The organism is Rhizobium sp. AN68 (assembly GCF_030758035.1).
GTDB lineage: Bacteria > Pseudomonadota > Alphaproteobacteria > Rhizobiales > Rhizobiaceae > Agrobacterium > Agrobacterium tumefaciens.
This window is the reverse complement of the sequence record NZ_JARWMI010000003.1, coordinates 426,985-449,583: the sequence shown is the minus strand read 5'-3', so window position 1 is coordinate 449,583 and position 22,599 is coordinate 426,985. Positions and strand designations below refer to the sequence as shown.

Genomic DNA, 22,599 nt, shown 5'->3' with positions numbered 1-22,599 from the left:
CGTGAAAAAGAAACAGATCGACAAGATCGACGATAACGACCTCGAGAACGTACAGCCGCAGCCTCCCTTCTTCACGCCCGACCGTATTCTCGCGTGGACGGGAATAGGACTTGCCGCCGCCGCCGCATTTTTCCCCTGGTACGTGTTCTTCAACGAGGACAAGTTTGGAATGAGAGTGGCAGACGGCGACCGCACGCGCGACCTGCCCCATACCGGTCCGCGTGAAGTCTTCAGCGTTTCGCCCCTGGCCATGACCAATCGCAACAAGGAAGACGCGCCAGCGCCCGGCGAATTGCCGGACATGCTGACGACGGCGACGGTCAGCGAAAAGGGTAAGGAAAAGCAGAACAATCTCGCCGCAGGGCTTGAAGACCAGCCCTTCCCCGGCCAGACCTCCTTCCGCCTGCTTCATGTCTCCAACGGCCGCGCCCTCATCGAGGACGGATCGGGCATGTATATGGTGCGGGTGGGCTCCACATTACCCGACAATGCGCGCCTGACCAAAATCGAGCAGCGCGACGGCGAGTGGATGATAGAGACCTCTTCCGGTAAAACCTATCATCCCGAGAAGTAGTCAGACCGGCACTCTGCTGAAGTTTACGGCCGTCCCCGAATCCAGTCCGGCGGGACGGAGACGTCTTCGTAATTCACTAGTCGATCCTAGGGCGTGCCGCATTTGCCGGCGCGCCATTTTTGTTTTCGCAATCGCCTTCGGGATCAGATTCTCCAGTGCTTCCGCACCTCCGCCCCTCCCCGCAAGTCTGACGCAAGATTAGCACCTTAGGTTCGGGCCATACGAGATGGAGAAGTCTATGCAACCGATTCAACTGTTCGATCTGGCCTCCCGCCAAGCGGAATGGCTGAGCGTGCGGCAGGAAGTCGTGGCGACCAACATCGCCAACGCCAACACACCCAAGTTTCACGCCAAGGATGTCAGTCCTTTCGAAGCGGTCATGCAGGCCACCAGCCAGCAGGTCGGCATGGCGAAGACCCATCCCGCCCATTTCGGTGCAAGCGAGCTCAGCGAAAATATCGCGGTGCGCGACAACCCGATCAATAACGAGATCGGCATGCAGGAGTCCGGCAATTCGGTCGCGCTTGCCGAGGAAATGACCAAGACCGGCGAGATCAAGCGGCAATACGACCTGAACGCCAGTCTCGTCAAATCCTTCCATCGCATGATGCTGATGACGGTAAAGAGGTAAACCATGGATCCCTTGAGTGCGGCGAGCAAGATCGCGGGCAGCGGCCTGGAAGTGCAGTCCACCCGACTGCGTATCGTTTCGGAAAACATTGCCAACGCAAGATCGACCGGCGACACGCCTGGCGCCGACCCCTATCGCCGCAAGACCGTGACATTCGGCTCCGAGCTTGACCGCGTAAGCGGCGTGCAGCGCGTGACGGTAAAGAAGCTTGGCGTCGACCGCGGCGATTTCGTCCATGAATACGACCCCGGCAATCCGGCCGCCGACACCAGCGGCATGGTCAAGATGCCGAACGTCAACGTTCTGATCGAAATGGCGGATATGCGCGAAGCCAACCGCAGCTACGACGCCAACCTCCAGGTCATCCGCCAGACACGCGACCTCGTCGCCTCCACCATCGACCTTCTGAAAGCATCGCAATGATCGACGGCATCAAACAACTCGGTTCCCTCTCGCTCACGCGTGGCACGAGCAACGTCTCTTCGCTGACCGACAGCATTTTCGGCAGCCAGCAGACGACGCCCGCCCAGCAGACAGGCGCAAGCTTCGCAAGCGTTCTCGGCAATATGTCGACGGATGCGATGAACAACCTGAAGAAGGCGGAAGTGGCCTCCTTCGAAGGTATTCAGGGCAAGGCAAACACACGCGAAGTGGTCGATGCCGTGCTTTCGGCCGAGCAGTCGCTGCAAACGGCCATCGCGTTCCGCGACAAGATCGTGTCGGCCTATCTCGACATTACCAAGATGCAGATCTAGAGCGCGTCCGGTTTGACGCCAATCGTTGGCCGCGCTCTAGGCCTTTGTTTTTAAGCACTTTCCGGACGCAGAACCGCTCCGCGCCTTTACTGGAAATGCTCTAGCCCCGCAGGAAAAATGACATGAGAGCTCTTGCCATCGCTGCCACCGGTATGGACGCCCAGCAGACCAATCTGGAAGTCATTGCCAACAACATCGCCAACATCAACACCACCGGCTATAAGCGCGCGCGTGCAGAGTTTACCGATCTTCTGTACCAGACCGAACGCATGCAGGGTGTGCCGAACCGTGCCAACCAGGCGATCGTGCCTGAGGGAGCGAATATCGGCCTCGGCGTGCAGACTTCCGCGGTGCGCAACATCCACACCCAGGGCAACCTGATCGAAACCGGCAACAAGCTCGACGTGGCAATCATCGGCCAGGGCTGGTTTCAGATCGAGGCGGCCGACGGTTCGACGCTCTACAGCCGCGCCGGCGCCTTCAACAAGAATGCTGACGGCAACCTCGTGACGGTTGATGGCTACAATGTCATCCCGAACATCAATATCCCGACCGACGCGCAGGACATCACCATCACCCGCACGGGTCAGGTGACCGCCCGCATCGGCAACGCTGCGGATTTCACTGAACTCGGCCAGTTGACCATCGCCAACTTTGCCAACGAGGCGGGTCTGAAGCCGCTCGGCGACAACCTGTTTTCCCAGACGCCGGCCTCCGGCGCCGCCGTTATCGGCGTGCCTGACGATCCGAGCTACGGCTACATCAAGCAATCCTACCTCGAAGGCTCGAACGTCGATGCCGTCAAGGAAATCACCGACCTCATCACGGCGCAGCGCGCCTACGAGATGAATTCCAAGGTCATCACCACCGCTGACGAAATGGCTTCGATTGTCAGCAAGAACCTGAAGTAAGAACGGAAAGGCAGGCGGACATGAGGTTTGGCCGGAAACATAGCAGCTGCAGAACGGCACTCGTCCGTATGTGCCTTGCGTCTGCCTTTTCACTGGGTGCCATGGCTCCCGCTTTTGCACAGGCACCGACGGCGCTGGTTCCTACTCGCACGATCTATCCGGGCGAGACGATCACGCCCGAACAGGTGAAGCCGGTGGAAGTGACCAACCCCAACATTTCCGCTGGTTACGCGAGCGATATCAGCGAAGTGGAAGGCATGATCTCCAAGCAGACATTGCTTCCCGGCCGCACAATCCCCATTGCAGCGCTTCGTGAACCGTCACTTGTGGTACGCGGCACGAGCGTCAAACTCGTTTTCCACATCGGCAACATGACGCTGATGGCGTCCGGAACACCCATGAGCGACGGCTCGCTCGGCGAGGTCGTAAGGGTACGCAACATCGATTCCGGCGTGATGGTCAGCGGTACCGTCATGAAGGACGGAACCATTCAGGTTATGGCGAAATGAAAGTGCTTCGTATCCTCTGTGCGGCTCTGGTCATTTCGGCCCTGCCCTTCATCTCGACGCCGCCAGCCCAGGCAGACACGTCCCGTATCAAGGATATCGCATCCCTGCAGGCCGGACGCGACAACCAGCTGATCGGATATGGTCTCGTCGTGGGCCTACAGGGCACCGGCGACAGCCTGCGCTCTTCACCCTTCACCGAACAGTCCATGCGCGCCATGCTGCAGAACCTCGGCATCACCACGCAGGGCGGCCAGTCCAATGCCAAGAACATCGCCGCCGTGATGGTGACGGCCAACCTGCCGCCATTCGCCAGCCCCGGCAGCCGTGTAGACGTGACCGTCAGCTCGCTCGGCGACGCCTCCTCGCTTCGCGGCGGCAACCTCATCATGACATCGCTTTCCGGTGCAGACGGGCAGATATATGCGGTCGCTCAGGGAGCACTGATCGTCAACGGCTTTTCGGCCCAGGGCGACGCAGCGACATTGACGCAGGGCGTCACGACCTCGGCGCGCGTGCCGAACGGCGCGATCATCGAGCGGGAACTGCCGTCGAAATTCAAGGATTCGGTCAATCTGGTCCTTCAGCTGCGCAATCCCGATTTTTCGACCGCGGTGCGCGTCGCAGATGTCGTTAACGCCTTTGCCCGCGCCCGTTACGGCGATGGCATCGCCGAACCGCGCGATTCGCAGGAAATCTCGGTGCAGAAGCCCCGCACCGCCGACCTGACGCGGTTGATGGCGGAAATCGAAAACCTGACGGTCCAGACGGATACGCCGGCGAAAGTCGTGATCAACGAGCGCACGGGCACGATCGTCATCGGCGCGGATGTGCGTATTTCCCGCGTGGCGGTGAGCTATGGAACGCTGACCGTGCAGGTGACGGAATCGCCGCAGGTCATCCAGCCGGCGCCCTTCTCGCGCGGCGAGACGGCGGTGCAACCGCAGACGGATATCATGGCACTGCAGGAAGGCAGCAAGGTCGCCATCGTCGAAGGCCCTGACCTTCGCACGCTGGTTGCCGGTCTCAACAGCATCGGGCTCAAGGCGGACGGCATCATCGCCATTCTGCAAGGCATCAAATCCGCCGGCGCCCTTCAGGCGGAGCTCGTGCTGCAATGATGGAACTTCAGAAGAAAACTGCTTTCAGGAACGGCTTTACCCGGTTCGCGGCCATTGCCTCGCTGCTTTTCCTGCTGCCCGCCGCCGGCGCCGAAAGCCAGCAAAACGTGGTGTCCGAACTCAGCACGCAGGATGAAATCCAGAAATTCTGCACCAATATTGCCGATGCGGCCCGCGACCAGCGCTATCTCATGCAGAAGCAGGAGCTGGAAAAGCTTCAGGCTGACGTCAACGAGCGCATTTCCGCGTTGCAGGACCGCAAGGCGGAATATGAGGACTGGCTGGCACGCCGCAATCATTTCCTCGAGCAGGCGAAAAGCAATCTGGTCGATATCTACAAGACGATGAAGGCGGATGCCGCAGCACCGCAGCTCGAGAAGATGCATGTGGAAATCGCGGCTGCCATCATCATGCAGCTTCCGCCGCGCCAATCGGGCCTCATCCTCAGTGAAATGGATGCTCAGAAAGCCGCAATAGTCGCCGGCATCATGTCGCAGGCAATCGACAAAAACACTTCGAAGGATCCTTCATGACCCCGCGTCTTCCGGCCCTCCTCCTGCCGCTTGCCCTGCTTGCCGGCTGCCAGAACAACCAGACCCTGAAGGAAATCGGCAACGCTCCCGCGATGAGCCCGATCGGCAGCGGCCTGCAATTCAGCCAGACGCCGCAGATGGGCATGTATCCGAAGCAGCCAAAGCACATGGCGAGCGGCTATTCGTTGTGGAGCGACAGCCAGGGTGCGCTGTTCAAGGATCTACGTGCGCTTAACATCGGCGACATCCTGACCGTCAACATCCAGATCAACGACAAGGCCGATTTCGACAACGAAACCGAGCGCAACCGTACCAATTCCAGCGGCCTGAACTGGAAGGCAAAGGCGGAAATCTTAGGTTGGACGCCGGAGGCAGATTCCAACATCAAATACGGCTCCGACACAGACACCCAGGCCAAGGGCAAGACCAAGCGTTCCGAAAAGCTGACGCTGATGGTGGCGGCCGTGGTGACCGGCATTCTCGAAAACGGCAACCTCATCATAAGCGGTTCGCAGGAAGTGCGCGTGAATCACGAAATCCGCATCCTCAACGTCGGCGGTATCGTCAGGCCGCAGGATGTCGATGCGCAGAACATGATCTCCTACGAGCGCATCGCCGAGGCGCGCATCTCCTACGGTGGCCGCGGCCGCCTGACGGAAGTGCAGCAACCCCCGGTCGGTCAGCAGGTCGTCGACCTGTTCTCGCCGCTCTGACGCCGACATGCGAAAGCGGGACTGACCCATGGAAAACGAACAGACTGAGAGCAAGAAAAAATCCTCGCCGATGGTCATGACCATCGCTGGCGTTGCAATCCTCACCCTGCTGGGTGCGGGCGGCGGCTGGTTCGTGGGCGGCATGGTCGCCCCGAAGATCGCCGGCGCCGAGGCGCATGCCCCGGCTGCCGCCGGCGAACATGGCGAGAAGAAGGGCGAGGGCATCGATAAAATCCCGGCAGAGGCGAACGGTATCGTCCAGCTCGATCCCATCACCACCAACCTTGCATACCCCTCCACGAACTGGGTGCGGCTTGAAGTGGCGCTGATGTTCAAGGGTCCGGTCGAGGTCAATCTCGCGGAGGATATCCATCAGGATATCATGGCCTACGTCCGCACCGTTTCCCTTCAGCAGCTGGAAGGCCCGCGCGGCTTTCAATATCTTAAGGATGACATTCAGGAACGAGTTGACCTGCGCTCTCAAGGGCGCGTATCCAAGGTCATGTTCCGGACCTTTGTCATCGAATGATTCGATTTCTTGTTACCATCGCTGTTCTTCTGGCTTTGCCGGGCCTTGCCAACGCCCAGCAATTTCCGACCGATCTGTTCAATACACAGATAGACGGATCCGTCGCCGCATGGATCATTCGCACCTTCGGCCTTTTGACGGTCTTGTCAGTCGCGCCGGGCATCCTGATCATGGTCACGAGCTTTCCGCGCTTCGTGATCGCCTTTTCGATCCTGCGCTCCGGCATGGGGCTTGCCTCGACCCCGTCGAACATGATCCTCTTGTCCATGGCGATGTTCATGACCTTCTACGTCATGTCGCCGACCTTCGATAAAGCCTGGACAGACGGCGTGCAGCCGTTGTTGCAGAACCAGATCAACGAACAGCAGGCCATTGGGCGCATCGCCGAACCCTTCCGCACCTTCATGAACGCCAATACGCGCGACAAGGATCTGAAGCTGTTCGTCGATATCGCCCGCGAGCGCGGACAGGTCGTGATGACCGACAATGTTGTCGACTACCGCGTGCTCGTTCCGGCCTTCATGCTTTCGGAAATCCGGCGCGGTTTCGAGATCGGTTTCCTAATCATCCTGCCGTTTCTGGTCATCGATCTCATCGTCGCTACCATCACCATGGCCATGGGCATGATGATGCTGCCACCCACCTCGATTTCCCTGCCGTTCAAGATCCTTTTTTTCGTGCTGATCGACGGCTGGAACCTGCTGGTCGGCAGCCTTGTGAGATCGTTCAACTGACGGCAATTGTGCCGAAATAATCTTCGTTAATCCTGTTTGTTAACCCCGCAGCCCCACGGCTGCGGGGTTTTCGCGTTTTAACCCTTTGGTTACCGTTTTTGCTAGGGGTCGGATAACTATAATTTTAAATTAAAAACTTACCAATTAAATATACTTCGCAGTAACCATAAGTATTTTCTAGTATTTCTTAATGCTCAAATTAACAATTGGGCAATTCTTTGCTGCCAAATTCTCCCTACACACAGCGGGTTTGGTTTCCAAAGGCAAGTAATTCGGAACCGAGTGGCATGAAGCCGAAACGTTGTGACCGGTAATACAAAGTCCGGAATGTCCCCAACTCCAGTATCTCGTAAAAACAAGGGACAAAATACTATGGCAAGCATTCTCACCAACGCCTCCTCTATGGCTGCTCTCCAGACGCTGCGTTCGATCGGCAACAACATGGAGACCACGCAGGGTCGTATCTCGACCGGCCTGAAGGTAGGCTCCGCCTCCGACAACGCCGCTTACTGGTCCATCGCGACCACGATGCGTTCGGACGCTTCGGCGCTCTCCACCGTTTCTGACGCACTCGGCATCGGCGCAGCCAAGGTCGACACCGCGTACTCCGGCATGGAAGCGACGATCAAGGTCGTTCAGGAAATCAAGGACAAGCTGATCCTTGCCCAGGACCCGACTGCCGACAAGAAGAAGATCCAGAAGGAAATCGGCCAGCTCCAGAAGCAGCTGACGTCGATCGCCGACTCCGCGACCTTCAACGGTGAAAACTGGCTGAAGACGAAAGCATCCAACGACGGCGCAGCATTTGCTGCCGGTACTGACGATGCGGCTATTGCCAACCTGAAGAAGCAGGTTGTTGCTTCCTTCACCCGTGACTCCGCTGGCGCCGTCAAGGTTCAGCGCGTCGATCTGCAGCTCAGCGGCTCGAACGTTCTGTTCGATACCGGCGCTGTAACAGACGGCAAGGGTACGGGCATCCTCGACAAGGCAGCTGTCGCAGATGGCGTTAAGCAGTCGGTTTCGAACCTCGATATTTCCGACCTGAGCATCTACAAGGGCGCTGGTGCCACCATGCTCGGCACTGCCGCTGCAACGGACAACGACATCCTCGACAAGCTCATCACCCACGTTGACAAGCAGCTTGAAACCCTCAACAGCGCTGCTGCCGATCTGGGCGCGGTCTCCAACCGCATCTCGATGCAGGGCGACTTCGTTTCCAAGCTGACGGCAACGATGGAAAAGGGTATCGGCCGTCTGGTTGACGCTGACATGAACGAAGAGTCGACCCGCCTCAAGGCTCTGCAGACGCAGCAGCAGCTGGCAATCCAGGCTCTGTCGATCGCCAACAGCGACTCGCAGAACATCCTGTCGCTCTTCCGTTAATCGGACCGAAAATTACAAAAGTCGAGCCGCGCCCGAAAGGGCGCGGTTTTGCATTTGTGGAGTGCTCCGCAAACGGGAAGATTTCGTTTACCATCCTTGCTTTGAAAGCATTTACCACGATTTGAGCGAAGCGCCGGGAGCGCCCTGAAATTAGGGAATTGGAAAGCACCGGCTGTCAGATTTTGGGCATGGACAGGCGGATAGCCGCTGGCCTGAATGACACAACACGCAGGATCGCAAGCGGAGGCTGACTGTCTTGCAATTGCGTGAAACAGGCAAACGTGACGGAGGCTGACCCAAGCGTATTGCCCTTTTACCAAAGCCGCATCCGGAAACGGGTGCGGCTTTATTATTTTTTAAACATTTCAGGCTACGCGCGCATGCGCGCGAAGATTGCATAATAAAATCTCAGCGTGTGCATTTTTTTGCGACCCTTAGCTCTTCATTAACCATATGGAGGTTAGCTAGAGCCATCGAAACGGCGAGCTAACCATTAAAAATCAGCAGGTTAGCAGGCATGATGCTGTGCGCTGTTCCCGGTGAGACCGGAATGTCCCTTCTTTAATCAGCCATTCAAGGGGCAAATTTACTATGACGAGCATTCTCACTAACGTAGCAGCTATGTCTGCACTCCAGACCCTGCGCTCCATCGGCCAGAACATGGAAACGACGCAGGACCGCGTGTCTTCCGGCCAGCGCGTCGGCGAAGCTTCCGATAACGCCGCTTACTGGTCGATCGCGACCACGATGCGTTCCGACAACGGCGCTCTTTCCGCTGTTCAGGACGCCCTCGGCCTCGGCGCCGCAAAGGTCGACACTGCCTATTCGGGTATGGAATCCTCCATCGACGTCGTCAAGGAAATCAAGAACAAGCTGGTTGCCGCCCGCGAACCCGGTGTCGACAAGTCCAAGATCCAGGAAGAAATCACCCAGCTGCAGGATCAGCTGAAGTCGATCTCCAGCTCCTCGTCTTTCTCCGGTGAAAACTGGCTGCAGGCAACCGTCAGCAACGGTGCTGGCGAACTGAAGAACGTCACCAAGCAGATCGTTGGCTCCTTCATCCGCGACGCTGCCGGCAACGTGTCCGTAAAGACCGTCAACGTTGACCTGAGCCGTAACACGGTGCTTTTCGACACGTCTTCGGGCGCTGCAAAGGACAAGCAGGGCGTCCTCGACTCCTACGCCTATTTTTCTTCCACGGGCAGCTACAAGCTGTTCGAAATCACCAATGACTCGGACGGCGTAGGCGCCGCCCAGCCGGTGACCAAGGTTGCAGCAGCCAAGGTTTACACTGAAGCCCAGCTCAAGGGTCTGAAGGAAGCAACTGCCGGCACCGCCGTCACCTTCACCACCGCTGCTGCAACGGGTATCGTCACGATCGCTAACGCCGATGCGACAGCCCCCGACGTCAACGGCACCTACTTCAATCTTGGCAACGACCAGTATGTGAAAATCAACACGACTGCGCCGACCTCGCCGGCAACCAAGACCAACATTGCCGTTGGCCTCGACGGCACCACCAAGATCTACCTGGAAGAAGGCGCAACCGCCCAGCTCGCAACGCAGCTCACCTACTCCCTGACGTCTCTGGACATCACCAAGGACCTGACCGGCACGTTCAAGAACAGCGACGGCTCGGCAGTCTCGGAAAACCAGTACCTCGACGCCATGGTTTCCTTCGTTGACAAGCAGCTCCAGAGCATGACGTCCGCCGCTGCCGACCTCGGCTCGGTCAAGATGCGCATCGAACTGCAGGAAAACTTCGTCAACAAGCTGACCGACTCGCTCGACAAGGGCATCGGCCGTCTCGTCGACGCTGAAATGAACGAAGAATCCACGAAGCTGAAGGCTCTTCAGACCCAGCAGCAGCTGGCTGTTCAGGCCCTGTCGATCGCCAACAACGACTCGCAGAGCATCCTGTCGCTCTTCCGTTAATCGGAAAAGACATCGCCAAAAAATCGAGCCGCATCCGAAAGGGTGCGGCTTTTTCCGTCATGGTTAAGAGAAATTATTATTTCCTAATTTTTATTAACAACAGTTTAGGCTTTGTTAACCATTCGGGCCCTAAAACCTAGCCATCGAAACGATTGGTTAACCAAGACGAAAAAGAGGTTAACAGGCATCAAGCCGCGCGATCGTTACCGGCGGCAATCCGGAATGTCCCTTTTCATTTAAGCCAATCAAGGGGCAAATAATTATGACCAGCATTTTGACGAACGTCGCGGCAATGGCCGCCCTTCAGACCCTCCGCGCAATCGGCAGCGACATGGAAGAAACGCAGTCGCGTGTCTCCTCCGGCCTGCGCGTCAAAACCGCCTCCGACAACGCCGCCTACTGGTCTATCGCGACCACCATGCGTTCGGATAACGGTGCTCTTTCCGCTGTTCAGGACGCCCTCGGCCTCGGCGCCGCAAAGGTCGATACAGCCTATTCCGCCATGGAAACCACTGTCGATGTCGTCAAGGAAATCAGCAAGAAGCTGGTTGCCGCCCGCGAGGCCGGCGTCGACAAGGCAAAGATCCAGGAAGAAATCCGTCAGCTCCAGGACCAGCTGAAAAGCATCGGCGAATCCGCCTCCTTCTCCGGCGAAAACTGGCTTAAGGGCAAGATTAGCGACGCATCCGGCAACCTCACCCCGATAACGAAGCAGATCGTCGGCTCCTTCATCCGTGACGGCGCGGGCAATGTTGCAGTCAAGACGATCAACGTTCAGGTCGACAACAAGACTGCCCTTTTCGATACCTCGACCGGTGCGGCGAAAAACGGTATCCTCGATAGCGCCGCCTATTATTCCGATACAGGCTCCCTGCGCAATTTCGAGATTACCACGACCACACCCGCAGGTGCTGCCACAAACACGCCCTCTACCGCAAAGGTGTTCACGCAATCCCAGCTTCTGGGTTTCCCCTCGGGGACGACGACCACAGTTTCTGCTCCAGACGCAGTAACCGGCCTCGTAACCGTTGCTGCGGCGACAACCGCACGAAACAACGGCACCTACTTCAAGATCGGCGAAAACGCAGCGGGTGAAGCCCTCTACGTAAAAGCCAACAATACCGCGCCGACGCCTGCAGGCACCACTGTAACGGCAATCGGAACCGGCGGTTCGTCCAATAACAATATTTACCTCGAAACCGCCGCCGCAGATTCCCAGATGGCACAGAAGCTCGGCTACTCGCTGATCGATCTCGACATCACCAAGGATCTCAGCGGTTTGCTGGACGCCAAGGGCCAGCCGCTGACGGACAATGACGGCCTCGACAACATGATCCAGTTCGTCAACACCAAGCTGGAATCGCTGATCAGCGCGAGCGCCGATCTCGGCTCCATCAAGATGCGCCTCGATCTTCAGGAAGATTTCGTCAACAAGCTCACAGACTCCATCGACAAGGGCGTCGGACGTCTCGTTGATGCCGACATGAACGAAGAGTCCACCAAGCTGAAGGCTCTGCAGACCCAGCAGCAGCTGGCAATCCAGTCGCTCTCCATCGCCAATACCAGCTCCGAGAATATCCTGTCGCTATTCCGCCAGTAAGCGGCGCCCGTTGGCTACGGGCGGTTTCGTCCCGCTCTGGCAGCAACAGAATATTCGGAAATGGAAACCGCGCTTCGCAAGAGGCGCGGTTTTCACATTTACCGAGACCAGTGCAGAATGCGCGAAAAAGCAAGCCGACATCGTGGACAAGACCCACCGGCACGTTGCGTAAATTTCTGATTTTATTGGGGAAAATGGTGCTGCTAGAGAGATTTGAACTCTCGGCCTCTCCCTTACCAAGGGAGTGCTCTACCCCTGAGCTATAGCAGCATCCGGTGCCGAAGCGTTTGCTTCAGCATCAAGCGTGGCGGCCTATTGCCATAGGTTTTTGACGAGCGCAAGTCGCAAAACGATATTCTTCAACAAGCGGGGCAAAAAAGCGTTCCCCCTGTTGAAAAACGTATTTTTCGGATATTGCTGAATTTATGAACGAACATCATGACAAACAGGCAAAGGCGGCGTTTTCCGTGAACGCTTCAGAAGACCCCGTTGCCGTTGCGGCAAGCGGCAACGCGCAGGCAGGTCCCGGCGAGAAGGCGCGGCAACGCGAGGCGGAGCGCAAGGCGCGGGCAGCGAAGAAGCTGCGTGAAAACCTGCAGAAGCGCAAACAGCAGGTTCGCGCGCGCCGGGCCGGCGATGCGGATGAGACGATTGGCCTGCCTGCCGCAAAAACGGACGAATCATCCTCATAGAGAATTCACCAGCATCATTTGAAACGCCGCGGAAACTCGTCTAAGGACGCGCATTTCCGCAAGGCATGATTAAGAAAGGCGGGCAAAGGCCCGTAGGGACGCATGGATCGCATCAGAATTACGGGTGGTAACAAGCTCAACGGCGTCATTCCCATCTCCGGCGCGAAAAACGCCGCCTTGCCGTTGATGATCGCTTCGCTTCTGACCAGCGATACGCTGACGCTCGAAAACGTGCCGCATCTGGCGGACGTCGAGCAGCTCATCCGTATTCTCGGCAATCATGGCGTCGATATTTCGGTCAATGGCCGTCGTGAAAGCCAGGGCGAAGCCTATTCCCGCACGGTCCACTTCACCTGCCGTACCATTGTCGATACCACCGCACCTTACGAGCTGGTTTCCAAGATGCGCGCCAGCTTCTGGGTCATCGGCCCGCTTCTGGCCCGTGAAGGCCGTGCGCGCGTTTCACTGCCCGGCGGCTGTGCCATTGGCACACGTCCGGTGGACCTGTTCATCGAGGGCCTGCAGGCGCTTGGCGCAACGATGGAGATCGATGGCGGCTATATCAACGCCAGCGCTCCAAAGGGCGGCCTGATCGGCGCTGTTTATACCTTCCCGAAAGTCTCCGTCGGCGCGACGCATGTGATGCTGATGGCCGCGAGCCTTGCGAGAGGCACCACCGTCATTCACAACGCCGCCCGCGAACCGGAAGTCGTCGATCTAGCGCACTGCCTGATTGCGATGGGCGCGAAGATCGAGGGCGCTGGCACCTCCACCATCACCATCGAGGGCGTTACCTCGCTCTCCGGCGCACGCCACCGGGTGCTGCCTGACCGTATCGAGACCGGCACCTATGCCATGGCCGTGGCCATGGCTGGCGGTGATGTGGTGCTGGAAGGCACGCGTGCATCGCTGCTCGACAATGCGCTGGACACGCTGCGGCTTGCCGGAGTGTCGATCAGCGACACGGAGACCGGTCTGCGCGTCGTGCGCAACGGCAACGGCATTCAGCCGGTCGATATCGTCACCGAACCCTTCCCCGGCTTCCCGACCGACCTCCAGGCGCAGTTCATGGCGCTGATGACCCGGTCGCAGGGTGTATCCCACATTACCGAAACCATCTTCGAAAACCGCTTCATGCATGTGCAGGAACTGGCCCGTCTCGGCGCGAAGATTTCGCTCTCCGGGCAGATGGCCCGTATCGAAGGCGTTACCCGCCTGAAGGGTGCGCCTGTCATGGCAACCGATCTGCGCGCCTCGGTGTCGTTGGTCATTGCGGGACTGGTGGCGGAAGGCGAGACCATGGTTTCGCGCGTCTACCACCTCGATCGCGGTTTCGAACGGCTTGAAGAAAAGCTCACCCGCTGCGGTGCGCTGGTCGAACGCGTCAGCGATTGATCCTTTCATCGCCGCTCATTCGTTTTCTCCCCGTTGCAGAGCGGGCCGCGACTGCCTATTTCCTGTACAAGGAATAGACATTGCGGGCGCGGCCCCGCGGAAAAGGAAGAAAACGATGAGCGGCCTGAAATTGCTCGCGCTGGATACTGAAGATCTCTCCGTCATTTCGACGCACATGCAGGACAGCGTCTTCAAACTGAAGGACGTTGCATTCGAGGCAAAGCAGGGCCAATTTACACTTTCCGCCAATCGTTTCGTCTGGGAAAGCGCGAATAAGAAGAACCTGCCGCCGGAGCGATGCCGCAGCGTGGTTTTCCTGAAGCGGGTCTCCGCCGTCCGCTCGCACGGCATCAATCGCAGTGATAAGGAACAGGTGCTTTCGCTCCTTGCAATCCGCTTCGTGCAGAACGGCGAAGGTCCTGATGGCGCCGTCGAACTGACGCTTTCGGGCGGCGGGGCTATCGCACTCGATGTCGAATGCATCGAGGCGCAGCTGACGGATGTGAGCGGCGCCTGGGAAACTGCCGCCAAACCGCATCATCCCGATAGCGAATAAGCTCTCCACGCCATTGCAACGGTTGCCTTTCGTCACTGTTTCGATTTATGCCACATACCAGAGCCGCATTTTTCTGCGGTGAGTTCGTGCACCTCGCGGGATCGCCGCGAGGAAAATGAGAGGGTAATGGCGTGGCAATCTGGCTGGAGCGGGCATCGGCTGATTTCGAACAGAAATTTGCTGCCTTCCTGACAACCAAGAGGGAAGTTTCGGAAGACGTCAACGCGACCGTTCGCGACATCATCGATGACGTCCGCAATCGCGGCGATGCGGCCCTTGCCCACTACTCCATTAAATTCGACGGCATCGATTTCTCGAAGGTCTCGATGCGGGTGACAGCGGAAGAGATCGATGCGGCCGTCGCAGCCGTTGACAGAAGTGTCATCGAAGCTCTCGAACTCGCAGCCCGGCGCATTGAAAAACACCATGCGCGGCAGATGCCGAAGGACGATATCTACGAAGACGAGATCGGTGTGGGCCTCGGTTCACGCTGGACGGCGATCGAGGCTGTCGGCCTTTATGTGCCCGGCGGCACCGCGAGCTATCCAAGCTCCGTCCTTATGAATGCTGTCCCCGCCAAGGTTGCCGGTGTCGAGCGTATCGTCATGGTCGTGCCGGCGAATGGCGGCGTGATAAACCCCGCCGTTCTTGCCGCCGCGCGCATCGCAGGTGTTGAGGAAATCTACCGCATTGGCGGCGCACAGGCCGTGGCTGCACTCGCCTACGGCACGGAAACAATCACGCCTGTCGCCAAGATTGTCGGCCCCGGCAACGCCTATGTGGCGGCCGCGAAACGGCATGTCTTCGGAACTGTCGGCATCGACATGATCGCCGGGCCTTCCGAAGTGCTTGTCATTGCCGACAAGGACAACGATCCGGACTGGCTGGCCGCCGATCTTCTGGCGCAGGCGGAGCATGACCGTGGCGCGCAGTCCATTCTCATCACCGACAATGCCGAACTCGGCAAGGCGGTGGAGGCGGCGGTGGAACGGCAGCTGAAACGGCTGTCGCGCGCCGAGACGGCAGCGGCGAGCTGGGCAGATTTCGGTGCGATCATTCTCGTCGAAAAGCTCACCGATGCCATTCCCTTGGCCAACCGCATTGCGGCCGAGCATCTGGAGCTTGCCGTTGACGATCCGGATGCGCTGATGGCGCACATCCGCAATGCCGGCGCGATCTTCGTCGGGCGCCATACGCCTGAGGTGATCGGCGATTATGTCGGCGGCTCCAACCACGTTCTGCCGACTGCGCGCTCAGCGCGCTTCTCTTCCGGCCTTTCAGTGCTGGATTTCGTCAAGCGTACCTCGATCCTGCGTCTCGGGCCTGAGCAGCTGCGGCAGCTTGCGCCGGCGGCGATCACCCTTGCCCGTTCGGAGGGGCTGGACGCGCATGCGCGCTCCGTCTCCATTCGCCTCAACCCGGAAAGTTAAGAGATGGCTTCAGGCGATTTCCGGCTCTGCGATGTGGTTCTGGACGATAGCATCGGCCGGTCCACGCCGGACGTGGAGCATGAACGTGCCGTCGCCATTTTTGATCTGATAGAGGAAAACACGTTCGAACCATTCGGCCATGAGGGCGGTCCATACCGGCTGCACATATCGCTGGTCGATGCCAAGCTGGTTTTCTCGATCAAGACCGAAGACGAGAAGGATGTCTCGACCCATATCCTGTCGCTGACGCCGTTCCGCCGCATCATCAAGGATTATTTCCTGATCTGCGAAAGCTATTACGAGGCGATACGCTCCTCCACTCCAAGCCAGATCGAGGCGATCGACATGGGCAGGCGGGGCATTCACAATGACGGCTCGCAGACTTTGATGGACCGGCTTTCCGGCAAGATCAAAATCGATTTCGATACTGCGCGCCGTCTTTTCACCCTTGTCTGTGTGCTTTATTGGCGGGGTTAGAGATGAGAGATCCCGCCACGGCTCCAAATGGGGGACAGGCTCCCAAATCGGTCCTCTTCATGTGCGGCATGAACTCCATCCGTTCTCCCATGGCCGAGGTCATCGCCAAACGACTGGTGGCGCCCGGCATCTACATCCAGTCGGCCGGCGTGCGGGCGGGCGAGCGTGACCCCTTTGTGGATGCAGTGCTGGAAGAACAGGGATTTTCGCTCGGCAAACACAAACCGCGCACATTGGACGAGATCGAGGATGATTTTTTCGATCTGATCATTACATTGACACCCGAAGCTCATCACGCAGCACTTGAACTGACACGCTCGAACTCGCTCGACGTTGTCTATTGGCCAACCATGGACCCAACCGTCATCACCGGCACGCGGGACCAGATTCTGGATGCCTATCGCGAGGTGCGGGACCATCTTGCCAGGCTGATTGCCGAACGCCTGCCAGGTAGGCCGCAGCCGGCGGCGGATACGCTTTCAAAAGACTGAGGTTGAGTGTCCGTTTCGATCGTACCAGACACTTCAAACGCCGCACAGGACAGGCATTTATTCGATCCGCACCTCTGACCTGGCGAAAATCGGTTCCGATTTTCGCCGTGATGCTTTAGAGGTTCACAAATGTGCCGGGATTGTGTAGTTTCCGCGCAATTTTCCCGGACACGACAGGTCCGGCACTATCAACAGGAAGAAAACCCTTACATGACAAAAGAAGAAGTCCTCGAATTCCCGGGCATCGTAACCGAATTGCTGCCGAACGCAACATTTCGCGTGAAGCTTGAGAACGAACACGAAATCATCGCCCACACGGCGGGCCGCATGCGCAAGAACCGTATCCGCGTTCTGGCGGGCGACAAGGTGCTGGTCGAAATGACGCCTTACGACCTGAGCAAGGGCCGCATCACCTATCGCTTCAAGTAATCCGTTTTCGGCATTCGGAAGCCCGGGCAGCGCAATGACCAACTCAAAACAAAAGCTCGTTCTGGCATCCGGTTCGCCGCGGCGTCTGGAACTGTTGCACCAGATCGGCATCGAGCCGGCACGTCTGATGCCGATGGATATCGACGAAACGCCCGTAAAGCTTGAGCATCCGCGCACGCTGTGCCGTCGCCTGTCGCTACAGAAGGCCGAGGCTGCGCATGCGGCGCTGAAGAGCGAGCAGACGTGGAAAGACGCCTATGTTCTCGGCTCCGACACCGTGGTGGCCGTGGGTCGCCGCATTGTCGGCAAGGCGGAATATACCGAGGAGGCTTCCGCAGCGCTGCATCTTCTCTCGGGGCGCAGCCATTGGGTCTATACCGGCATCTGCCTTGTGACGCCCGGCGGCAAGATCCGTCAGAAGGTTGTGGAAACCAAGGTGCGTTTCAAACGCCTTACCACGCGCGAGATCGACGCCTATATCGCCTCCGGGCAATGGCGCGGCAAAGCCGGGGCCTATGGTATCCAGGGCATTGCCGGCTCATTCGTGCAGAAACTGACCGGCTCCTACACCAATGTCGTCGGCCTGCCGCTGTATGAGACCATGTCGCTTCTTTCCGGTGAAGGATTCGAGGTGACGTCGGGCTGGCTCGAAGGATAGACCATGACAAAATCATCTCCTGAAGGTTCGGGAAATGTCACGCCGCTTCGGAAAACGAAGCCATGTCCGGAGTGCGGGCGGCCCTCGACACGGGAAGACTATCCGTTCTGTTCGGATCGCTGCCGCTCGCTCGATCTCGCCCGCTGGCTGAACGGTTCCTACGCCATTCCTGTCGCCGACGACGAAAGCAGCGCGGACGAGCAGGACTCGTTCAAAAATTCCTCCGAATAACGTTGCGCCGCCGGAAAATCCGGCGGTGGAATACAGAATATTTTTAATGACCTTCAGCTCGCAGTATATTCACCGGGTTACCGACAGCCCGAAAGCCATATCAAAAACCGGTTGACGCCCCTCCCCCGGCAGCCATTAGGGTTCCCCGATGGACGCAAGCCTGCAAAAAAGAGTAAGGCCTGGCGCGCTGCTGTTTGCGGTGCTGGCAGTTTGTCTTGCCATATTGTCAACGGTGCTGCTTGCCAATGACAAGAAACATCTCAAAAGCCTGCTGAGCTATCTCAACCTTGCGCCTGCCACACGCTCCGCCGAGCAGCCAGCCCGGATGAAGCCCGTCAAGCGGCAAAAGGTTACCGCCCAAAAGCTCAATCTACCGCCGCATCTGCTGAAATTCGAGCAAGGCGGCGACAGGGCATCCTTTGCCCGCGACTTCGTTCTGTCCGGCAAGGACCTCTGCGACCGCTTTACCGCGGCGGGCTTTTCCAACCCGCAAGGCTGGCACGCAAGCCCGGTGAAGATCCGCAATTTCGAATGCATGGCCGATCTTGTGGTCGGGGACACGGCGAACGCGTCGGAACGTGCATCGCTTTTTCTCGACATCAGAGGCGAGGCGTCCGACGAGGTTCGCTCTATCAGGATGAAAGTGGTTGCGCCGCAAACACCTGATGGTGCCGTTATTCTGACGAAGCTTGAGGACGCGTTGGCGATGATCATCGAGCAGACCCGCTGGGCCGACCTTGCCAGCATGCTTGAGCCGGCACGCAGGCTGCAACCCTATCAGGCAGAGCATTTCGGTATTTCGGTCTCCCTAAAGCCGGAGCCGTCTGCGCCGCATCGGCTGAACCTGATTTTGCTGGCAACGGAACAATTGCCGGGACTGAAGCTCACGCGCAGCTTTTTCGACAGCGAGAAATGGCTTCCCGCTGCCACTCTTTCGGATCGTCCGGTCCTCTATTTTTCCGTCAGGTAGAACCGCATCCCGAAAACCAACGGCTGCTCAGCCTATCGCTGCCAGTTTATGCCGCCCAGGCAGAATCCTGTCGCTTCGCTGGGCTTGACGTTTGGCCTCCCACTGAAGGGCCGTGCGAACGATGGTTGTGAGATCATTGAAACGCGGCGACCATCCGAGTTCCGACTGGATGCGGCTCGAATCCGCAACCATCGTGGCAATGTCGCCGGCGCGGCGGGGACAGTGGATAACCGGGAAATCGTTTCCAGATTCCCGCTGCACGGCATGCAGCACGTCCAGTACCGAATAGCCGACACCATAACCGCAATTGAGCGTTCGTGTGCCGCCACCAGCACGCAGATGCGCCATGGCGAGCATATGCGCGTCGATCAGATCGCTGACATGGATATAGTCGCGAACGCCGGTGCCGTCAGCGGTCGGATAATCTGTTCCGTAAACCTCAACCTTGTCGCGCCGGCCGGTTGCCGCTTCGCACGCTACCTTGATGAGGTTCGCCACACCCGTGGGGGACGGCCCGGCACGGCCCTTCGGGTCGGCGCCGGCAACATTGAAATAACGCAGCGCCACATAGTTGAAATCATGCGCCTGCACGACATCGCGCAACATGATTTCTGAGGCGAGTTTCGACAGGCCGTAGGGATTTTCCGGGCTGAGAACTGCCGTTTCCGGCACCGGGCCATCAAAGGGTTGGTTCCCATAGACCGCGGCAGTTGAAGAGAAGATGAAATTGCGGATACCATGACCGACTGCCGCCGCAACAAGGGCGCGGGTTGTGCCGGTATTGTTTTCGTAATATTCCAGCGGCTGGCTGATCGATTCAGGGACGCTGACGGATCCAGCGAAGTGGAAAATGGTCTCGATCTGGTTGTGTTCGAAAATCTGGCCGAGCAAGTCGCGATCGGCGACGTCGCCGAGATAGAAACGCGCCGCTGGCGCGACCGCCCAACGTGATCCCGTCGAAAGACGGTCGACAACAACGACGTCTTCACCGGCGTCGAGCAAAGCCCACACCATGTGGCTTCCTATATAACCGGCCCCACCGGTGACCAGAACAGCCATGACATTACTTCCCTGTTTGCTTTTGTTGCGTCCATCAAAGCCAATAATTCTTCATCATTGATTACTTGCACAGCAAATACCCCACCTATCCCTCGCCCCTATGAAAAGGTGGCTTACGATTGGTTAGCGCAATGAAGTGTGTTTTATTTATTAGATGAAAATGTTCTCATAAATGGAACACAAGGCGCATAGCACAGAAAAGCCCGCACGTCGATTGGTACGCCGTTAGGTTGTAGTTTTAGCGGCTCGCCATGATTCTTTTGGTAGAAAATCTGCCTGCCGCGGCCAAATTCGGCGCGGCAGGGCGGGCTATCGCAGGATTGCGGTTATGTGCCGAGAATATAGGACGCAAGCCGATCGGCTGCGTCTTCGATCTGCTTTGGGTTGCGCAGGAAGCAGGCACGGAGAAACAGCTCTCCGCCTTGGCCGAAGGCGGTGCCCGGCGCGAGGCCGACGCCGGTCTTGTCAACGATATCCAGAGCCGTGGCGCGGCTGTCAGTGACGCCGTCTACCTTGAGGAAGGCATAAAGAGCGCCATCCGGCTTCAATGTTTCCACGCGGTTCGTCGCGATCAGCGCATCGCAGAGAATGTCGCGGGATGTCAGAGCGCGTTCGTAGTTCTCGCGGACGAAACCGTCGCCATGGTCGAGAGCCGCGACTGCGCCGCGCTGCATGAACTGCGCCACGCCGGAGGTGGAATATTGAATAAGGTTCTCGATCACCTGCCCGATGACGGGTGGCGCCACAAGCCAGCCAACACGCCAGCCCGTCATGGACCAGTTCTTCGAAAAAGAATTGGCGAAGACGATTTTGTCATCCGGTTCCATCACGTCGAGGAACGACGGCGCACGGGTGCCGGTATAGTGATAAAGTGCGTAAATCTCATCCGCCACGATCCAGAGGTCGTGCTTGCGGGCGAGTGCCAGAACATCGCGAAGATTGTCTCGCGTTGCGGTCCAGCCGGTCGGGTTGGACGGCGTGTTGATAAAGAGCGCCTTCGTCTTACCGGTGATCGCACTTTCCAGCTTGCCGATATCGAGATCCCAGCGACCATCGTGGAAATCGATGCCGGCTGCGACCGCCTTTGCGCCCGCCACGCCGATGGCGGCAACAATATTGGGCCAGGTGGGCGTGAGATAGATCATCTCGTCGCCCGGCGAGGTCAGCGCCTGCACCGCAAGCGCAATCGCCTGCATGCCGGAACCCGTTACGTAAAAATGATCTGCGGATAGAGAGGCTGAAAAGTGACGCTCGTAGTAGCTGCTGAGCGCCTGGCGCAATTCGGGAATGCCGCGTTGCCAGGTATAGAAGGTCTCGCCATTGTTGAGTCCGTCGATGGCCGCCTTGTTGATGAAGTCCGGGCTTGGCAGATCGCCTTCGCCGACCCAAAGCGGCAGAAGATTGTCCCGTCCCCGGGCATAATTCACGACCTCGACAATGCCGCTCTCGGGAGCCGCCAGAGAGCGCGCACTCAGACTGTTCAAAATGGACATTAAAGACACTCCGTTTGGTGTCTTCTTATCGCATCGAACGGGCGATATGCATGATATTCCGTGCAACAGTCATGGATTTTCTTTATGGATGGATGCCCGGCGAGAGGAAGCTGACCCATGGTCAGCAATATCGCGCCGGGACAATCTAAGCTTCAGCGCGTCTTAAGCAGATCGCGGATTTCGGTGAGAAGCTTGACGTCTTCCGGCGGCGGAGCCGGTTCCGACTTTTCCTCGATCTTTTTCCGGTCGACAGAAGCGCGAAGCTTGTTGACCCCTTTGACCATCAGGAAAATGATCCAGGCGAGAATGAGGAAGTTTATGAGGACCGTGAGAAAGTTACCATAAGCGAAGACAGCGCCCTGATCGCGCGCGGCGGCAAGCGAGCTGGCGGTGACGCTGGAACTGAGTGGCAGGAAGTAGTTCGAAAAATCGAACCCGCCGAAAATCGCACCGACGATCGGCATGATAAGGTCGTTGACGACGGAATCGACGATCTTGCTGAACGCCGCCCCGATAATAACACCCACGGCCAGATCCATGACATTGCCACGGGCAATGAAGGTTTTAAATTCGTTAAGCATCAGATGGTCCCTCTCCTGCTTCGCGAGCTGAAGCTATGTGACTGTCCCTACGGGTTCAACCATATAGATTTCCTGTCCCATTTGGAATTCGTCAAGATTGCATTTATTAGGCTTTTTGCACGGTAGTCTTGAACTTTATGATCAGACCGCGCTCATTCTCAACGGCCCGGAATTCGCCTATGCTCGTTTTCAGGGATTGTTGCATGGGGAGG

Annotated in this window: 27 protein-coding genes and 1 tRNA gene; 24 read left to right on the top strand and 4 right to left on the bottom strand. The window is 58.0% G+C overall.

The features are described from left to right. The first annotated feature begins 1 nt into the window (after position 1). From RBH71_RS15210 to RBH71_RS15145, 14 genes are all read left to right on the top strand, one after another. Entirely contained in the window at positions 2-574 is a 573-nt protein-coding gene (locus tag RBH71_RS15210; protein WP_003515083.1) for a hypothetical protein, read from the top strand. A gap of 238 nt (positions 575-812) precedes the next feature. Further along, on the top strand, positions 813-1,205 hold the full coding sequence (gene flgB / locus RBH71_RS15205) for a flagellar basal body rod protein FlgB (RefSeq protein ID WP_003515082.1): 393 nt from the start codon (positions 813-815) through the stop codon (positions 1,203-1,205). A 3-nt stretch (positions 1,206-1,208) separates the two neighbouring features. After that, positions 1,209-1,628, top strand: a complete 420-nt coding sequence (gene flgC / locus RBH71_RS15200) for a flagellar basal body rod protein FlgC (RefSeq protein WP_003515081.1) — start codon at positions 1,209-1,211, stop codon at positions 1,626-1,628. After that, the gene (locus RBH71_RS15195; protein WP_003515080.1) at positions 1,625-1,960 is read left to right on the top strand and encodes a flagellar hook-basal body complex protein FliE; all 336 of its coding nucleotides are present in this window, start codon (positions 1,625-1,627) and stop codon (positions 1,958-1,960) included. Before flgC ends, RBH71_RS15195 begins: the two co-directional genes overlap by 4 nt. 122 nt (positions 1,961-2,082) lie before the next feature. Further along, on the top strand, positions 2,083-2,871 hold the full coding sequence (gene flgG / locus RBH71_RS15190; RefSeq protein ID WP_003515079.1) for a flagellar basal-body rod protein FlgG: 789 nt from the start codon (positions 2,083-2,085) through the stop codon (positions 2,869-2,871). 20 nt (positions 2,872-2,891) lie between these two features. Further along, positions 2,892-3,380: a flagellar basal body P-ring formation chaperone FlgA gene (gene flgA / locus RBH71_RS15185; RefSeq protein ID WP_013635474.1), complete on the top strand. Its 489-nt coding sequence runs from the start codon at positions 2,892-2,894 to the stop codon at positions 3,378-3,380. Then, the gene (locus tag RBH71_RS15180; RefSeq protein WP_003515077.1) at positions 3,377-4,498 is read left to right on the top strand and encodes a flagellar basal body P-ring protein FlgI; all 1,122 of its coding nucleotides are present in this window, start codon (positions 3,377-3,379) and stop codon (positions 4,496-4,498) included. The genes flgA and RBH71_RS15180 overlap by 4 nt, the downstream gene beginning before the upstream one ends. After that, positions 4,495-5,031 carry a MotE family protein gene (locus tag RBH71_RS15175; protein WP_003515063.1) on the top strand — a complete coding sequence of 179 codons (537 nt, stop codon included), beginning with the start codon at positions 4,495-4,497 and terminating at the stop codon, positions 5,029-5,031. Before RBH71_RS15180 ends, RBH71_RS15175 begins: the two co-directional genes overlap by 4 nt. Continuing rightward, the gene (gene flgH / locus RBH71_RS15170) at positions 5,028-5,744 is read left to right on the top strand and encodes a flagellar basal body L-ring protein FlgH (RefSeq protein ID WP_003515062.1); all 717 of its coding nucleotides are present in this window, start codon (positions 5,028-5,030) and stop codon (positions 5,742-5,744) included. The genes RBH71_RS15175 and flgH overlap by 4 nt, the downstream gene beginning before the upstream one ends. A 28-nt stretch (positions 5,745-5,772) precedes the next feature. Continuing rightward, a complete protein-coding gene (locus tag RBH71_RS15165; RefSeq protein WP_003515061.1) occupies positions 5,773-6,273 on the top strand; it encodes a flagellar basal body-associated FliL family protein in 501 nt (166 codons plus the stop codon). After that, on the top strand, positions 6,270-7,007 hold the full coding sequence (gene fliP, locus RBH71_RS15160) for a flagellar type III secretion system pore protein FliP (protein ID WP_003515060.1): 738 nt from the start codon (positions 6,270-6,272) through the stop codon (positions 7,005-7,007). Before RBH71_RS15165 ends, fliP begins: the two co-directional genes overlap by 4 nt. 372 nt (positions 7,008-7,379) lie before the next feature. Next, on the top strand, positions 7,380-8,390 hold the full coding sequence (locus RBH71_RS15155) for a flagellin (RefSeq protein WP_003515059.1): 1,011 nt from the start codon (positions 7,380-7,382) through the stop codon (positions 8,388-8,390). 591 nt (positions 8,391-8,981) lie between these two features. Next, positions 8,982-10,325, top strand: a complete 1,344-nt coding sequence (locus tag RBH71_RS15150; RefSeq protein WP_035252026.1) for a flagellin — start codon at positions 8,982-8,984, stop codon at positions 10,323-10,325. 262 nt (positions 10,326-10,587) lie between these two features. Continuing rightward, a complete protein-coding gene (locus tag RBH71_RS15145; RefSeq protein ID WP_003515057.1) occupies positions 10,588-11,925 on the top strand; it encodes a flagellin in 1,338 nt (445 codons plus the stop codon). Positions 11,926-12,120: 195 nt separating this feature from the next. On the opposite strand, the gene RBH71_RS15140 is transcribed toward RBH71_RS15145, so the two are convergent. Further along, positions 12,121-12,195: transfer RNA gene (locus RBH71_RS15140), tRNA-Thr, on the bottom strand. A 155-nt stretch (positions 12,196-12,350) separates the two neighbouring features. Between RBH71_RS15140 and RBH71_RS15135 the strand changes: the two genes are divergently transcribed. The 10 genes from RBH71_RS15135 to RBH71_RS15090 all read left to right on the top strand — a co-directional run bounded on the left by RBH71_RS15135 (position 12,351) and on the right by RBH71_RS15090 (position 19,254). Next, on the top strand, positions 12,351-12,617 hold the full coding sequence (locus RBH71_RS15135; RefSeq protein WP_003515056.1) for a hypothetical protein: 267 nt from the start codon (positions 12,351-12,353) through the stop codon (positions 12,615-12,617). A gap of 102 nt (positions 12,618-12,719) precedes the next feature. Next, positions 12,720-14,012 (top strand): UDP-N-acetylglucosamine 1-carboxyvinyltransferase, encoded by a 1,293-nt coding sequence (gene murA / locus RBH71_RS15130; RefSeq protein WP_003515055.1) that lies wholly within the window; start codon positions 12,720-12,722, stop codon positions 14,010-14,012. Between the two features lie 115 nt (positions 14,013-14,127). Further along, on the top strand, positions 14,128-14,568 hold the full coding sequence (locus RBH71_RS15125) for a DUF2948 family protein (protein ID WP_003515054.1): 441 nt from the start codon (positions 14,128-14,130) through the stop codon (positions 14,566-14,568). Between the two features lie 131 nt (positions 14,569-14,699). Beyond that, a complete protein-coding gene (gene hisD, locus RBH71_RS15120) occupies positions 14,700-15,998 on the top strand; it encodes a histidinol dehydrogenase (RefSeq protein ID WP_003515053.1) in 1,299 nt (432 codons plus the stop codon). 3 nt (positions 15,999-16,001) lie between these two features. Continuing rightward, on the top strand, positions 16,002-16,475 hold the full coding sequence (locus tag RBH71_RS15115) for a UPF0262 family protein (RefSeq protein ID WP_003515052.1): 474 nt from the start codon (positions 16,002-16,004) through the stop codon (positions 16,473-16,475). A gap of 2 nt (positions 16,476-16,477) precedes the next feature. After that, on the top strand, positions 16,478-16,966 hold the full coding sequence (locus tag RBH71_RS15110) for a low molecular weight phosphatase family protein (protein WP_013635463.1): 489 nt from the start codon (positions 16,478-16,480) through the stop codon (positions 16,964-16,966). 210 nt (positions 16,967-17,176) lie between these two features. After that, on the top strand, positions 17,177-17,395 hold the full coding sequence (gene infA, locus RBH71_RS15105) for a translation initiation factor IF-1 (protein ID WP_003493814.1): 219 nt from the start codon (positions 17,177-17,179) through the stop codon (positions 17,393-17,395). Positions 17,396-17,429: 34 nt separating this feature from the next. Next, positions 17,430-18,053 (top strand): Maf-like protein, encoded by a 624-nt coding sequence (locus RBH71_RS15100; RefSeq protein ID WP_003515050.1) that lies wholly within the window; start codon positions 17,430-17,432, stop codon positions 18,051-18,053. 3 nt (positions 18,054-18,056) lie between these two features. Then, entirely contained in the window at positions 18,057-18,284 is a 228-nt protein-coding gene (gene yacG, locus RBH71_RS15095) for a DNA gyrase inhibitor YacG (protein ID WP_003515047.1), read from the top strand. Positions 18,285-18,432: 148 nt separating this feature from the next. After that, entirely contained in the window at positions 18,433-19,254 is an 822-nt protein-coding gene (locus RBH71_RS15090; RefSeq protein WP_003515037.1) for a DUF6030 family protein, read from the top strand. Between the two features lie 27 nt (positions 19,255-19,281). On the opposite strand, the gene galE is transcribed toward RBH71_RS15090, so the two are convergent. The 3 genes from galE to mscL all read right to left on the bottom strand — a co-directional run bounded on the left by galE (position 19,282) and on the right by mscL (position 22,387). Further along, entirely contained in the window at positions 19,282-20,313 is a 1,032-nt protein-coding gene (galE, locus tag RBH71_RS15085) for a UDP-glucose 4-epimerase GalE (protein ID WP_003515036.1), read from the bottom strand. Between the two features lie 326 nt (positions 20,314-20,639). Continuing rightward, the gene (locus RBH71_RS15080) at positions 20,640-21,806 is read right to left on the bottom strand and encodes a pyridoxal phosphate-dependent aminotransferase (RefSeq protein ID WP_111800672.1); all 1,167 of its coding nucleotides are present in this window, start codon (positions 21,804-21,806) and stop codon (positions 20,640-20,642) included. Between the two features lie 152 nt (positions 21,807-21,958). Beyond that, complete coding sequence (mscL, locus tag RBH71_RS15075; protein WP_003515034.1) at positions 21,959-22,387, bottom strand: large conductance mechanosensitive channel protein MscL; 429 nt, start codon at positions 22,385-22,387, stop codon at positions 21,959-21,961. Between the last annotated feature and the right edge of the window lie 212 nt (positions 22,388-22,599).

Coding starts and splice junctions, on each gene's coding strand:
- flgG (WP_003515079.1), top strand. CDS start 2,083: ATGAGAGCTCTTGCCATCGCTGCCACCGGTATGGACGCCCAGCAGACC.
- RBH71_RS15175 (WP_003515063.1), top strand. CDS start 4,495: ATGATGGAACTTCAGAAGAAAACTGCTTTCAGGAACGGCTTTACCCGG.
- RBH71_RS15155 (WP_003515059.1), top strand. CDS start 7,380: ATGGCAAGCATTCTCACCAACGCCTCCTCTATGGCTGCTCTCCAGACG.
- RBH71_RS15145 (WP_003515057.1), top strand. CDS start 10,588: ATGACCAGCATTTTGACGAACGTCGCGGCAATGGCCGCCCTTCAGACC.
- flgB (WP_003515082.1), top strand. CDS start 813: ATGCAACCGATTCAACTGTTCGATCTGGCCTCCCGCCAAGCGGAATGG.
- RBH71_RS15165 (WP_003515061.1), top strand. CDS start 5,773: ATGGAAAACGAACAGACTGAGAGCAAGAAAAAATCCTCGCCGATGGTC.
- RBH71_RS15180 (WP_003515077.1), top strand. CDS start 3,377: ATGAAAGTGCTTCGTATCCTCTGTGCGGCTCTGGTCATTTCGGCCCTG.
- RBH71_RS15135 (WP_003515056.1), top strand. CDS start 12,351: ATGAACGAACATCATGACAAACAGGCAAAGGCGGCGTTTTCCGTGAAC.
- RBH71_RS15195 (WP_003515080.1), top strand. CDS start 1,625: ATGATCGACGGCATCAAACAACTCGGTTCCCTCTCGCTCACGCGTGGC.
- flgH (WP_003515062.1), top strand. CDS start 5,028: ATGACCCCGCGTCTTCCGGCCCTCCTCCTGCCGCTTGCCCTGCTTGCC.
- RBH71_RS15080 (WP_111800672.1), bottom strand. CDS start 21,806: ATGTCCATTTTGAACAGTCTGAGTGCGCGCTCTCTGGCGGCTCCCGAG.
- yacG (WP_003515047.1), top strand. CDS start 18,057: ATGACAAAATCATCTCCTGAAGGTTCGGGAAATGTCACGCCGCTTCGG.
- flgA (WP_013635474.1), top strand. CDS start 2,892: ATGAGGTTTGGCCGGAAACATAGCAGCTGCAGAACGGCACTCGTCCGT.
- murA (WP_003515055.1), top strand. CDS start 12,720: ATGGATCGCATCAGAATTACGGGTGGTAACAAGCTCAACGGCGTCATT.
- fliP (WP_003515060.1), top strand. CDS start 6,270: ATGATTCGATTTCTTGTTACCATCGCTGTTCTTCTGGCTTTGCCGGGC.
- RBH71_RS15125 (WP_003515054.1), top strand. CDS start 14,128: ATGAGCGGCCTGAAATTGCTCGCGCTGGATACTGAAGATCTCTCCGTC.
- RBH71_RS15100 (WP_003515050.1), top strand. CDS start 17,430: ATGACCAACTCAAAACAAAAGCTCGTTCTGGCATCCGGTTCGCCGCGG.
- galE (WP_003515036.1), bottom strand. CDS start 20,313: ATGGCTGTTCTGGTCACCGGTGGGGCCGGTTATATAGGAAGCCACATG.
- RBH71_RS15115 (WP_003515052.1), top strand. CDS start 16,002: ATGGCTTCAGGCGATTTCCGGCTCTGCGATGTGGTTCTGGACGATAGC.
- flgC (WP_003515081.1), top strand. CDS start 1,209: ATGGATCCCTTGAGTGCGGCGAGCAAGATCGCGGGCAGCGGCCTGGAA.
- RBH71_RS15150 (WP_035252026.1), top strand. CDS start 8,982: ATGACGAGCATTCTCACTAACGTAGCAGCTATGTCTGCACTCCAGACC.
- infA (WP_003493814.1), top strand. CDS start 17,177: ATGACAAAAGAAGAAGTCCTCGAATTCCCGGGCATCGTAACCGAATTG.
- RBH71_RS15110 (WP_013635463.1), top strand. CDS start 16,478: ATGAGAGATCCCGCCACGGCTCCAAATGGGGGACAGGCTCCCAAATCG.
- RBH71_RS15090 (WP_003515037.1), top strand. CDS start 18,433: ATGGACGCAAGCCTGCAAAAAAGAGTAAGGCCTGGCGCGCTGCTGTTT.
- mscL (WP_003515034.1), bottom strand. CDS start 22,387: ATGCTTAACGAATTTAAAACCTTCATTGCCCGTGGCAATGTCATGGAT.